We start from the raw sequence: 11,880 nt of genomic DNA on the forward strand, positions 1-11,880 counted from the left end.
ACAGGGTCGCTCAATCCTGGCGCCATCTGCCAATGGCAAGATGGAGGAATGAGCAACGACCTGATCATTGGCGATGACGGGCTGGCCCGGCCGCTGTGGGCTTCGAGCAACGAGATGCTGCGCCGGTACTACGACACCGAATGGGGCATGCCGATCACCGACGAGACCGGTCTCTTTGAGCGGCTGAGCCTGGAGTGCTTCCAGTCGGGCTTGTCCTGGGCGATCATCCTGTCCAAGCGCGAGGCGTTCCGCGACGCCTTCGCGCAATTCGACCCGGAAAAGGTCGCCCTGTTTTCCGAAACGGATTTCGAGCGGCTCATCGAGGATCCGCGCATCGTGCGCAACCGGTTGAAGATCCGCGCCACGATCGCCAATGCGCAGGCCACCCTGGCCCTGCGCGACGAGGGTGGGCTGGCGCAGCTCATCTGGTCGCACCAGCCGGAGCAAACCCCCAGACCGCGCGCCATGTCGGAGATCCCTACGCAAAGCGAGGAGTCCAAGGCGCTGGCCAAGGAATTGAAGAAGCGCGGCTTCAAGTTCGTGGGGCCGACCACCATGTTCGCCCTCATGGAAGCCGTGGGCATGGTCGACACCCACCTGCTCGGGTCCCATCGCCGCGGCACCTCCGGAATCTGGCCCCGGTAGGCTTCCCGCCGCGCGGTGTCGGCCGCGACGGCACAAAAAATGAGACCTGCCGGGGTGTGCGATCCCGGCAGGTCTCATCTTTCTGCGACTCGGCTGACTGAGCAGGTCAACCGCTTCCCTATTCCCCTTATTTCAAGCCGGCTAGGCCGACCACCAGAGCAGGATGAGCATTTCCTGGCTCGCGGTGAACAAGCCGATTCGCATCGGTCAAGTTTGCAGCTTCTCCCGACCACACACGGGAGAAGCTCTGGAATAAGCATAACCCGGCAGTGGGCAATAACGTCAACCCCTGCATGCTAATTTAATAAAAATTAACTTAGGTGACTCTAACTTCTCTGGAGCGGAGCTTCTTCGAAGATCTGGCCGACCGGGCTGCGCTTCTCCGCCTGGAAGTCGTCTTCCGCGCGACCGAAGGCCCAGTAGGCGGAAAGCGACATGTCACGGCGGTCCACGCCGCGCTCGTTGTAGAAGTAGCCACGCAGCTTCTTGGTCACTTCGCGCTCGCCATGGGAGAAGACCTGCACCGTGCCCTCGGGCCACGGGTAGTCGCGCACCACGGACTCCAGCTTGGTGTTCTCGGGGGTGAAGGCTCCGTTGCGGTGAACCCAGCGGATCTCCACGCCGGCCGGGGCCTTGAGGTCCATCTCGTCCTCGGCGGCGGAAACCTCGATGATCGCGACGCCTCGCATGTGCTCGGACATGGATTCCAGCGCCGCGGCAATGGCCGGGATGGCCGTCTCGTCGCCGACCAGGAAGTGGAAGTCGAATTCCTCCTTCGGGTAGTACAGGCCGCCGGGGCCGGAGAAGCAGACGGTGTCGCCGATCTGGGCGTCCCGGGCCCAGGGGCCGGCCAATCCTTCGTCGCCATGGACCACAAAATCCACCTGGATGGTTCCGGCTTCCGCGTCGCTGCTGCGCACGGTGTAGGTGCGCCGCACCGGCAGGTCCTGCATGTCCAGCTTCTCGCGCAGCTCATCCATGTCGTAGGGAGGAGTTAGACCGAGCTCCGGCTTGGCGAACAGGATCTTGATGTAGCGGTCGGTGACCGGCTTGTCGACGAAGGTCTCGAAGCCCGGGCCGCCGAGGGTCAGGCGCACCAGGTGCGGAGCAATCTGCTCGCGCTTCATGACCTGCAGTACGGTCTGCGGACGGGCAGCGCGCCCGCCACCCTGCGGGCGTTCGGCTTGGGGATTGGCCACGGTAGCACTTCCTATCTGAATAAGACTAGATAACTCAATCCTAATTCACCCAAGCCGTGCGCCCTACTTTGCGAAGGTCGGCGCCCCTTCGAACGCCGCGAGCCCCTGGCGCTCGGCCTCGCTCAGGCGCTGGACGCGGCCCACCGCCGGGTCGAAATAGGCCAGGGTGGTGGCGGCCTTGACGCAGAGGTAGTCCTCGATGGGGTCGCGGAATTCGTAGCAGATCTCGAAGCTGGCCGGCTTGATGTTGGCCACCCACAGATCCACGTTCACCGGGACGTTGCGGTATTCCAGCGGCCGCGAATAGCGCACGCGGTGCTCGACCACGAGGATCTGCACCCCGGCAGGCACCGCGGAGAAGATATCCGCCTTCGGGTCCATGCCCGGCGCCCCGGTGCCGCCCGGCACGCCGAACCCGGCGATGCGCGCCTCCTCCATCAGCCTGATCAAGTTCACGTTGTTCACGTGGCCGTAGGCGTCCATGTCGCCCCAGCGCATGGGCACCTGGACCCGCAGCGGTGCACCGCTCATTAGTCTTCCTCCTGGAAATCGGTATCGAAATCGACCAGCCCGAGCCGGGCCAGCCCCTGGAGGATCCGCGCCCCGTCGGGCTCATAGACCCAGGGGATCCCCGGCGTGGTGCGCCACAGCTCCTGCGAGCGGCCGCCGGCCAGCACCGCCTCGGAAGGGGTCAGCTGGCGGATCACGATGGCGCGCACGTGCTCCGGGTAGCGGCGGGCGAACTCGGCGTAGATCGCCGGGTCGTGCTGCCCGTCATCGCCGATCAGCACCCAGGAGATGTTCGGGAATTCCTCGGCCAGCCGGCGCAGCTGGTCGACCTTGTGCTGCTGGCCGCTGCGGAACCAGGCCCGGTCGGTCGGCCCCCAGTCGGTCAGCAGCAGCGGTCCGCGCGGGTAGAGGTTGCGCGACATGAAGCGCTGCAGCGTCTGCGCGACGTTCCACGCACCGGTGGACAGGTAGATGGTGGGGCTGTGCGGGTGCTCCTTGAGGATGTGCTGCATCATCACCGCCATGCCCGGGGTTGCCACGCGCGCATGCTCGGAGAGCACAAACGAGTTCCAGGCGGCCAGCAGCGGGCGCGGCAGCGCGGTGACCACCACGGTGTCGTCCACGTCGCTGATCACGCCGAAGCGCTGGCTCTCGTCGATGACCAGGATTTTCGCGCTGGCGTCGTCGCCGTCGTGGGCGCGCAGCGAGACCTCGTGCCACCCGGGGTCCAGGTCCACCGCCAGCTTCGCGTCGATGACCCCGCCGCGGTCGGCCTGCACCTCGAAGCGCTGGCCCGCCACCTCGATGGAGACCTTGCCGCCCGGCAGGATCGGGGACGTGAAATTCCGGAAACCGCGGATGCCGTCGGCGATGACCTGCGCCTGGTGGTGGCCGTCCTCGAAGGCGCCGGGCTTGGCGAGCACCACCCGCGCGAGCACGCGGATCCAGCCGCCGGCGCTGCTGGCGTAGCCGTAGCCGAGGTAGGGCAGGATGACCGGACCCAAGCCCTTGCGTTCCGCGTTGCGGACCCTCCAGCGGTGGTAGCCGTCCTCGAACCGGGAGGCGACATGGCGCGCAACTCCGTCGCTTGCAGCGTGACTCATGCTCCAAGTCTTTCATGCCTGCCGTCGGCAGGCTTGACCAATCACAATGTGTCGCAGACCTTGCGGTTTTCTACTTTACGTAGAAAGATCAGAGTATGAAATACGATCACGACAACAACCATCCGGTCCTCGTCCTGAACGAGGAGCAGTCCTGGGAACTTCTGGCCCATACCTCGCACGGTCGCGTTGCCACCTCCGTCGCAGGTGATGTCGATATCGTCCCGGTCAACTACGGGGTCCACAAGGGCAAGCTCTTCCTGCGCACCGCACCGGGCAACAAGCTGGCATCCATGACCATCAACGACAAGGTGGCCTTCGAAGCCGACGGGATCCTCGCCGACGAAGCGTGGTCCGTCGTGGTGCACGGCTCCGCCGAGGTGCTCGAGCACGAGGCCGACATCCAGGAAGCCCGCGAAAGCGGCGTGAGCCCTTGGGTTCCGACGCAGAAGGACTTCTGGATCCGCATCCACGTCCGCTCCATCTCCGGGCGCCACTTCCAGCTCGGCGAGCAGCCCGAGGTCGGGCAGTAGGCGCCAGCAGCCATTAAGCGCAGGACCCGCAGCACCGGTTGGCGCTGCGGGTCCTGCGTATGCCCGAAACGGGCGGGGGCTCAGCCCTTGTACGGGTAGAAGCCCTCGCCGCTCTTGCGGCCCAGCTTGCCGGCCTGGACCTTCTCGACGATCAGGGCGTGGGGCTTGTCCGCCTCCAGCCCGGTCTCCTCGAACGTTGCCTGCGCGATGAAGTCCACCACGTCCAGGCCCACCAGGTCCATCAGCTCGAACGGGCCCATCGGGTGGCCCAGCGCGGTGCGGGCAGTGGTGTCGATGTCCTCGATGCTGGCCACCCCGGCCGCGGCCAGGTCCAGCGCTTCGCGGTTGATGGCGCCCATCATGCGGTTGGCGATGAAGCCCGGGATCTCCTTGTTCACCAGCACCGGCTGCTTGGCCAGGCGCTTGGCGACCGCGGTGACCGCCTCGACGGTGGCGTCGCTGGTCTGCTCGTTGCGCACGACCTCCACGCACTTCATGACCAGGGCCGGGTTGAAGAAGTGCATGTTGCACACCAGTTCGGGGCGTCCGCTGGCCGCGGCGATGCGCGAGGAAGGCAGGGTCGAGGAGTTGGTCGCCAGGATGGCGTGGGCCGGAGCGGCCTGGCCGAGCTGCGCGAAGATCTGCTCCTTGATGTCCAGGCGTTCCACCGCGGCCTCGATGACCAGATCCGCCTGCGCGGCGGAGCTGGCCAGGTCGGTGGACTGGGTCAGCAGCCCCAGCGCCCGATCGGACTCATCCTGGCTCAGCTTGCCCTTGGCCACGCGGGAGGCGGCCCAGCCCTCCAGCTCGGTGCGGGCTGCGGCCAGGGCCTGCTCGGAAATGTCCTGCAGGATGGTCGTGTAGCCTCCCAGCGCGCAACTCATGGCAATTTGCCGTCCCATGGTTCCTGCGCCAATTACCAGAATGCGTTCGATCGTCATTGATTCCTCTGTTTTCTGCTCGGGTACTGTTACGTCACTAGCCGCGCAGGTACACCGTGGTGGTGTGCGTGTAGAACTCGCGCGCGGCGGCGCCCTGCTCCTTGGGACCATAGCCTGAGGCCTTGGCTCCGCCGAACGGAACGTGCGGGTCGGCACCCGCTGATTCCGAATTTACATGCAAAATCCCCACATCGAGAGTCTGTTGCGCGGCCAGCGCCACAGACAGGTCGCGGGTGAACAGCGCCAGGCTCAGCCCGAACTGAGAGTCCTCCGCGGCCTCGAAGGCCTCCTCGGTCCCGTTCACGCGCACTACGGAAAGCACCGGAGCGAAGAATTCCTCGCGCCAGGCGGTGTTCGCGCGTCCGGCCGGCCCGGCCGGCAGTTCCAGGATGGTCGGCGCCATGAAGCTACCGCCGTTCGGAGCCTTGCCGGAGTAGGCCACGGTGGCGCCTTCGGCGATCGCCTTGTCCACCCCGGCGCGCACCGAGACCGCGGCCTTGGCGTCCACCAGCGGGCCCATGTGCACGGAAGGATCCAGCGGATCGCCGGTCACCCAGGAATCCAGGCGGCCGGTGAGCTTGGCCAGGAACTCCTCGGCAATCGACTCGTCCAGGATCAGCCGGCTGGTGGCGGTGCACTTCTGACCGGTGGAGCGGAAGGCGCCGAACAGCACCTGCTCGCTGGCCAGGTCCAGGTCCGCGTCAGCCAGCACCACGGAGGCGTTCTTCCCGCCCATTTCAGCCTGCACCGGGATGCCGCGGGCGGCGCCGGCGGCGCACAGCCGACGGCCCACCCCGGTGGAACCGGTGAAGCTCAGCGCGTCAAGGTGCTCGTGCTCCATGATCGCATCGCCCAGCGAGCCCGGTCCGATGACCAGGTTCAGCACGCCGGCCGGCAGGCCGGCGTGGGCCAGGGCCTCCACCAGGCGCACCGCCAGCAGCGGCACCAAGCTGGCAGGCTTGAACACCACGGTGTTGCCGAAGACCAGCGCCGGGGCAATCTTCCAGGCCGGGATGGCGATCGGGAAGTTGAACGGGGTGATTACGCCGACCACGCCCAGCGGCTTGTGGGTGACCATGATCTGCTCCCCGGCGCGCGGGGACTGGTACACGGTGCCGGCGGCGCGCTCGGCCTCCGCGGCGTAGTAGGTCAGGATCTGCGCGGCGCGCAGCACCTCGCCCACGCCTTCGGCCTTGGTCTTGCCTTCCTCGGCGGAAAGCTGCTCGCCGAAGCTGGCGGAGTTCTCCTGCAGGTAGGCGGCCGCCTTGACCAGGATCGCCCCGCGGGCGGCCATCGGGGTGGCCGCCCAGGACTTCCGGGCCGCTTCGGCGGCTTGGAATGCCTGGTCGATCTGGTCCGTGCTGGCGGCGTTGCCGGAGGCCAGGACCACGGCGGAGTCCGAGGCGCTCTGCGTGGTGATCATGCCGCCTTCGCCTTGCACCCAGACACCGTTGATGTACTGGTCGAGCTGGGCGAGCAGGTTTGCGGAGGTCGATAGGGTCATCGAAATATGCCTTCTCTCGTGCGGTTCGGCCGGTTTAGCGGAAGGCCGGAACGCCGGTCAGCTTGTTGCCCAAGATCAGGGTGTGGACCTCGTCGGTGCCCTCGTAGGTGCGCACGGATTCCAGGTTGTTGGCGTGGCGCAGCGGCGAGTAGTCGAGGGTGATGCCGTTGCCGCCCAGGATGGTGCGGGCCTCGCGGCAGATCTCGATGGCTTCGCGGCAGTTGTTCAGCTTGCCCACGGAGATCTGGTGCAGGTCCAGGGTGCCGGCGTCCTTCTGGCGGCCGATGTGCAGCGCCAGCAGGAAGCCCTTGTTGATTTCCAGTGCCATGTCCACCAGCTTCTGCTGGGTCAGCTGGTAGCCGGCCAGCGGCTTGTCGAACTGCAGGCGCTCCTGCGAGTACTTCAGGGCGACCTCGAAGGCGTCGCGGGCGGCGCCCATGGAGCCCCAGATGATGCCGTAGCGCGCTTCATTCAGGCAGGAGAACGGACCCTTCAGGCCCTTGACCTCGGGCAGCACTGCCGAGCCCGGCAGGCGCACGTCGACCAGCTCGATTTCGCACTGGATCGAGGCGCGCATGGACAGCTTCGGCTCGATCGGGGTGGCCTTGTAGCCCGGGGTGCTGGTCGGCACCACGAAGCCGCGGATGCCCTCGTCGGTCTGCGCCCAGATCACTGCGACCTTGGCGACGTTGGCCAGGCCGATCCAGCGCTTGGAGCCGTTCAGCACCCAGTCGTCGCCGTCGCGGCGGGCGAAGGTCTTCATGCTGGACGGGTCCGAGCCCGCGGTCGGCTCGGTCAGGCCGAAGCAGCCGATGGCCTCGCCGGCGGCCATCTGCGGCAGCCACTCCCGCTTCTGCTCCTCGGAGCCGTGCTTGTAGATGGCGCTCATGGCCAGCGAACCCTGCACCGAGACGAATGTGCGCAGGCCCGAGTCGCCGGCTTCCAGCTCCGCTCCGGCCAGGCCGTACTCCACGGCCGAGCGTCCGGCGCAGCCGTAGCCGTCCAGGTGCATGCCCAGCAGGCCGAGCTTTGCCATTTCCGGCACGATCTCCAGCGGGAAGACTGCGTCCTCGTACCAGCGGGCGATGTTCGGCTTGATGCTCTCGTTGACGAAGCCGCGCACCGAGTCGCGCAGGGCGAGCTCTTCGCTGGTCAGCAGCGCGTCGAAGTTGATCAGGTCTGCCGGGTCCAAAACGCGTTCTGCCAGTGCCATGGTGGTCTCCTTGAAGAGGTGTTGAAACGTGAGGTTCGGCGTCTTGCCGTCCCGTTGGCCGGGACTGCGTCACACACCGTCGAATTGCTTACCTCTGAAATTACGCAACAATTGTGATTCGCGCCTTAGACATTCTGTACAAGAGAGTCCGAATTGTCGGATACTTTTTCTATGATCACGCTTCTTCAGCTCGGCACCGCCCTCGCGTCGGATCTGGAGCCCGGTCCATCGGGCCGCTACAGCACCACCCCGATTGCCGGCGTCCACGTCTCCGAGCTGGAGGACCCGACCCCGTATCTTTCGGGCGGCGAGCTGCTGCTGACCACCGGGATGATTTTCGCCCGCGGCCAGGTCGACCCGGCCGTCTACGTGCGGCGGCTTCAGGAGAAGTCGGTCAAGGTCCTGGGCATCGGGCTGGGGCCCTCGCTCACCGCCATCCCGCCGGCGCTGGCCGCGGCCTGCGCGGAAGCGAAACTGGAAGTGGTGGTGGTCCCGGACCAGGTGCCGTTCCAGAACGTTTCGCGCGCCTACTGGAATCTGGCCATGCGCAGCAGCAATGCCGACCTGATGGATTCGCTGGGCACCCAGACCGCCATGGCGCGAGCCGCCATGCGCCCCGACGCAGTGCCCGCGGTGGTGCGCGGGCTGGCGCAGTCGCTGGGCGGCTGGGCGGCCTACGTGCCGCGCTTCGGCGAGGGAGAAACCGTCTGGCCCCCGTCCGCCGAGCAGTTCATGCCCAAGGTGCGGCGGGAAACGCACCGCATCGACAAGCTGGAGGCGCCCAGCACCGCGACCTTCGAGATCCTGAACCAGCCGGTGGTGCTGTATCCGGTGCTGGTCAACGCGCAGGTGTACGGGGTGCTCTCGCTCGGTCCGGGACGGCGGCTGACCCCGGCGGACCGGCAGGTCATCACGACGGTTTGCGTGCTGCTGGCCATGCGCTCGCGCCAGCGCGAGCAGCAGGCCGAGTCCACGGCGGTGCTGGGCAGCGCGGTGGCCAAGCTCGCGGTGCGCGGACAGCTGGAAGCGGCCAGGATGCTGGCCGAGGATTCGGGACTGCCCGATGTCCCCTCGACGCTGCGGTTGCTGGCGTTGCGCGCGCAGGGAAGCATCCCGGTGTCATTCGCCGCCGAGTCGGCCCGCGGGCTGCTGGGCCCGGAACCCTACGACCTGGGGCCGGCGTTGAAGGCCACGCCCTTCGTGTTCGAACACGAGTCGTCCTTGATTGCCCTGCTTGACGCGTCGCTGGTGGCCCCGCTGGGCGAGCGCCCCTTCGATGATCTGGAGGGCACCGAGTTCCAGGTGCTTGGCTTCTCCCCCGAGAACCAAAACCAGATCCCTGAAACGGCCGCCGTGCTCTCCGCCCAAATCCACGGAGCGCAGATCCCCTCCATCTTCCAGGCGCTGCGCGCGGCGATTGCGCGGGCGCCGAAGGGCATGCTGACGCATCTGGGTTCCAGCGACGAATCCAAGGCGTCCAACTGGGTCAAGGCGCTGCACGAGTATGCCAGGGCGGACCTGGTGGCCACGGTGACCAGCTACCTGCGCCATCGCGGCACCTGGGAAGAGGCGGCCCGGGAACTGGGGCTGCACCGCAACACGCTGCGCTACCGGATGCAGCTGGTGAATTCGCTGATCGGCGTGGATGTGGATGACCCGGACGTTTCAGCGCACCTGTGGCTTGCGCTGCGGCACGCTGAAACGCACGGATTCTAGGAACCGGCCCTAGACGGTGGCGGCGGCCCCCAGCCATCCGCGCACCACGTCATTGTGCTCGCCGAGCTTGGGCGGGGCCTGGCGCGGGGTGTCCAGCGCCGGGGTCCAGATGGCCGGGTGGCGCACCTGTTCGCCGACCGCGACGCCCTGCGCGTCCAGCACTTCAATGGTGGGCTCCAGGCCCAGCGAGGCGGCGTAGTCCAGGCCTTCGGCGATGTTCGCGACCTTGCCGGCCGGCACGCCGACCTCGGTCAGGCGGCTTTGCCAATTGGCGCCGGTGTCGGCGCGCAGGGCCTGTTCCAGCAGCGGGATGAGCTCCTCGCGGTGCGCGACGCGCTGGGTGTTGGTGGAGAACCTCGGGTCGCCGCTCAGCTCGGGAACCCCGAGCTCGGCGCACAGCTTGACGAACTGGCCGTCGTTGCCGCAGGCCACGGCCACCGAGCCGTCTTGGCAGTCCAGCAGCTGGTAGGGAACGATGGAGGGGTGCGCATTGCCCATGCGCCCGGCGATCTTCCCCGCGCCGAGGTAGGCCTGGCCCTGGTTGGCCAGCGCGCCCTGCAGGCTGGAGAGCAGATTGACCTCGATGTGCGCGCCGCGGCCGGTCTTCTGCCGGTTCTGCAGCGCCGCGAGGATCGCGATGGTGGCGTCCTTGGCGGTGAGCACGTCCACCAGCGCCACGCCGGCCTTCATCGGATCCGCATCAGCTTCGCCGGTGATGGACATCAGCCCGCCCAGGGCCTGCACGATGAAGTCGTAGCCGGGGATCTTGGATCCGCCCGCCGACCCGAAGCCGGTGATCGATGCGTAGATCAGCGACGGGTTCAGCTCGGAGAGCTCCTCGTAGCCCAGGCCCATCTTGTCCATGCCGCCGGTGATGAAGTTTTCCACCAGCACGTCGGCCTTGGAAACCAGGTCTCGGGCGACCTCGCGGTCCTGCTCGTTGCGCAGGTCCAGCGCGATGGACTGCTTGTTGCGGTTGACCGATTCGAAGTAGGTGGCGCCGGTCGCGGAGAATGGCGGGCCCCAGCTGCGGGTGTCATCCCCGGTTTCCGGGCGTTCGACCTTGATGACGCGCGCACCCAGGTCGGCGAGCGTCATGGTACTCAGGGGTCCGGCGAGAACCCGGGAAAAGTCAGCGACGACAATTCCTTCCAATGGTCGAAGTCCGCTCATGATGCTCCCCTACTCGTTGATTTCGTCCTTCTCTACCCTAGGTGTGCGCGCCGTCACGGGCTTGGGTTGTTCTGCCCAAGTTCTTGTGAAGAATGCACAAAAGCTCGGATTGTTTGCCGTCGCACAGACGGCCGGCGGCGGCTACGGGGCTGCCGGTTCGGGGTGCAGCGCGTCGCGGATCAGCTGCGAGCTGCGCTCATTGCCGAAGCTGAAGGAGCCGGTGGCGTCGATCCGGCCCAGCACCTCGGTTCCGGCCGGCGTGGATTCAAGCCGCCAGTCGGTTTCCTTGTCCATGTTGAACAGGTTGACGAACAGCGCGCCGTCCGCGTGCGCCTGGAGCATCATCGTTTTCATCCAGCCAGCCTGGGTGATCCAGTCATCGGCCTCGGCGTAGAACGGCGGGCTCTGCGGCCACTGGAATACCCAGGAGCCCCAGGCCTCGGCGCATTCACCTCCCGCGGTGAAGAAGGATTCGCCGCGCGAGGCCGAGGCGACCTCCGCGATGCCCCACGGCTTGCCGCCGGCCAGCTGCTTGAGCTGCGCCACCGGCGCGCCGAAGACGTCGTCGTAGGACTGCCAGTTGCAGTTGACAGCGGGGTCGTTGGCGTCGGCCCAGTTGAAGCCGTCCAGCGCCAGCATGTCCACGGAGTCGGCGCCCGGGTAGGCCGAGGCGAAGTCGACGGGTGTCCCATCCGGGGCGGATCCGGCCACCAGCGGGTTCCAGACCAAAGCGGCATCCGGCGCCCAGCGTTCCTTGAGCTGGTACACGTGCCGGAACATCCGCACGTAGTCGGCGGCGGTGTTCCCGCCGTTCACCCCGACGGACCAGGGACGGATGGCGTCGTTCATTTCCGGGGCGAAGCGCACCAGGATCGGCTGGTTCGCCGCGTACTTCTGGGCCTGCTTCAGCCAAGAGACCAGATAGTCGTCGTGGCTTCCAGCAGCGATGGCCGCCGGGCGGTATTCCGGCTGGTCCACGCTGCGGTTCTCCCAGTCGTTGGGTTCCCAGGCGATCAGCAGGGCCGCGTTGCGCCGCGCGGCTTCGGCCGCGTAGTCCGCGGGGAATCCGGGTTGGTTGGTGAAGTCCACATAGGTGGAGAGCATCCCGTTCGCGGCCCCGAGCTCGGCTTCGTCCCCGGGCACGTCGCCGAGCTGCGCGGCGGCCCACCCGATGACCGTCTGGCAGGTGTCCGGATCGGCGGTCCCGCTGCACCCCTGCGGCGCTTCGGTGGCCTGCGCCGCCGGAACGGCGGCGAGGCACAGCGCCGCGGCAAGCGCGGCGGCGCTGATCCGGCGGAATGCTGGAAAACGTGGGTGCGGCACGGCAGTTCCTTTCCTGGGCGGCC

General features: G+C 67.0%; 11 protein-coding genes. 3 read left to right on the forward strand and 8 right to left on the reverse strand.

Annotated elements, in window-relative coordinates; all coding sequences use genetic code 11:
- Positions 1–48 precede the first annotated feature (48 nt).
- Positions 49–645, forward strand: coding sequence for a DNA-3-methyladenine glycosylase I (locus C1H84_RS06265; RefSeq protein ID WP_047118315.1), 597 nt, complete (start codon positions 49–51; stop codon positions 643–645).
- A gap of 326 nt (positions 646–971) precedes the next feature.
- On the opposite strand, the gene C1H84_RS06270 is transcribed toward C1H84_RS06265, so the two are convergent.
- From C1H84_RS06270 to C1H84_RS06280, 3 genes are all read right to left on the reverse strand, one after another.
- A complete protein-coding gene (locus C1H84_RS06270; RefSeq protein WP_342352846.1) occupies positions 972–1,844 on the reverse strand; it encodes a siderophore-interacting protein in 873 nt (290 codons plus the stop codon).
- A gap of 63 nt (positions 1,845–1,907) precedes the next feature.
- Positions 1,908–2,375: an acyl-CoA thioesterase gene (locus tag C1H84_RS06275; RefSeq protein ID WP_047118314.1), complete on the reverse strand. Its 468-nt coding sequence runs from the start codon at positions 2,373–2,375 to the stop codon at positions 1,908–1,910.
- The gene (locus C1H84_RS06280; RefSeq protein WP_047118313.1) at positions 2,375–3,457 is read right to left on the reverse strand and encodes an App1 family protein phosphatidate phosphatase; all 1,083 of its coding nucleotides are present in this window, start codon (positions 3,455–3,457) and stop codon (positions 2,375–2,377) included. Before C1H84_RS06280 ends, C1H84_RS06275 begins: the two co-directional genes overlap by 1 nt.
- Before the next feature lie 95 nt (positions 3,458–3,552).
- Between C1H84_RS06280 and C1H84_RS06285 the strand changes: the two genes are divergently transcribed.
- A complete protein-coding gene (locus C1H84_RS06285; RefSeq protein WP_047118312.1) occupies positions 3,553–3,987 on the forward strand; it encodes a pyridoxamine 5'-phosphate oxidase family protein in 435 nt (144 codons plus the stop codon).
- Positions 3,988–4,067: 80 nt separating this feature from the next.
- On the opposite strand, the gene C1H84_RS06290 is transcribed toward C1H84_RS06285, so the two are convergent.
- Genes C1H84_RS06290 through C1H84_RS06300 form a run of 3 tightly spaced genes read right to left on the reverse strand, consistent with a single transcriptional unit; the run spans position 4,068 to position 7,645 of the window.
- Positions 4,068–4,928, reverse strand: coding sequence for a 3-hydroxyacyl-CoA dehydrogenase family protein (locus C1H84_RS06290; protein ID WP_113606874.1), 861 nt, complete (start codon positions 4,926–4,928; stop codon positions 4,068–4,070).
- A 37-nt stretch (positions 4,929–4,965) separates the two neighbouring features.
- On the reverse strand, positions 4,966–6,432 hold the full coding sequence (locus C1H84_RS06295; RefSeq protein WP_053797398.1) for an aldehyde dehydrogenase family protein: 1,467 nt from the start codon (positions 6,430–6,432) through the stop codon (positions 4,966–4,968).
- A 34-nt stretch (positions 6,433–6,466) separates the two neighbouring features.
- Complete coding sequence (locus tag C1H84_RS06300; RefSeq protein WP_047118309.1) at positions 6,467–7,645, reverse strand: acyl-CoA dehydrogenase family protein; 1,179 nt, start codon at positions 7,643–7,645, stop codon at positions 6,467–6,469.
- Positions 7,646–7,816: 171 nt separating this feature from the next.
- Here C1H84_RS06300 and C1H84_RS06305 point away from each other — a divergent pair, with 171 nt between their 5' ends.
- Positions 7,817–9,361, forward strand: coding sequence for a helix-turn-helix domain-containing protein (locus tag C1H84_RS06305; protein ID WP_113606875.1), 1,545 nt, complete (start codon positions 7,817–7,819; stop codon positions 9,359–9,361).
- 9 nt (positions 9,362–9,370) lie between these two features.
- On the opposite strand, the gene C1H84_RS06310 is transcribed toward C1H84_RS06305, so the two are convergent.
- Together C1H84_RS06310 and C1H84_RS06315 are read right to left on the reverse strand one after the other, a co-directional pair.
- Entirely contained in the window at positions 9,371–10,534 is a 1,164-nt protein-coding gene (locus C1H84_RS06310; protein WP_053797396.1) for a CaiB/BaiF CoA transferase family protein, read from the reverse strand.
- Positions 10,535–10,675: 141 nt separating this feature from the next.
- Positions 10,676–11,857, reverse strand: coding sequence for a glycoside hydrolase family 26 protein (locus tag C1H84_RS06315; protein WP_113606876.1), 1,182 nt, complete (start codon positions 11,855–11,857; stop codon positions 10,676–10,678).
- Positions 11,858–11,880: the final 23 nt, after the last annotated feature.

It is taken from the genome of Glutamicibacter soli (assembly GCF_003309065.1).
Classification (GTDB): domain Bacteria; phylum Actinomycetota; class Actinomycetes; order Actinomycetales; family Micrococcaceae; genus Glutamicibacter; species Glutamicibacter soli.

Coding starts and splice junctions, on each gene's coding strand:
- C1H84_RS06310 (WP_053797396.1), bottom strand. CDS start 10,534: ATGAGCGGACTTCGACCATTGGAAGGAATTGTCGTCGCTGACTTTTCC.
- C1H84_RS06275 (WP_047118314.1), bottom strand. CDS start 2,375: ATGAGCGGTGCACCGCTGCGGGTCCAGGTGCCCATGCGCTGGGGCGAC.
- C1H84_RS06300 (WP_047118309.1), bottom strand. CDS start 7,645: ATGGCACTGGCAGAACGCGTTTTGGACCCGGCAGACCTGATCAACTTC.
- C1H84_RS06280 (WP_047118313.1), bottom strand. CDS start 3,457: ATGAGTCACGCTGCAAGCGACGGAGTTGCGCGCCATGTCGCCTCCCGG.
- C1H84_RS06285 (WP_047118312.1), top strand. CDS start 3,553: ATGAAATACGATCACGACAACAACCATCCGGTCCTCGTCCTGAACGAG.
- C1H84_RS06265 (WP_047118315.1), top strand. CDS start 49: ATGAGCAACGACCTGATCATTGGCGATGACGGGCTGGCCCGGCCGCTG.
- C1H84_RS06305 (WP_113606875.1), top strand. CDS start 7,817: ATGATCACGCTTCTTCAGCTCGGCACCGCCCTCGCGTCGGATCTGGAG.
- C1H84_RS06295 (WP_053797398.1), bottom strand. CDS start 6,432: ATGACCCTATCGACCTCCGCAAACCTGCTCGCCCAGCTCGACCAGTAC.
- C1H84_RS06290 (WP_113606874.1), bottom strand. CDS start 4,928: ATGACGATCGAACGCATTCTGGTAATTGGCGCAGGAACCATGGGACGG.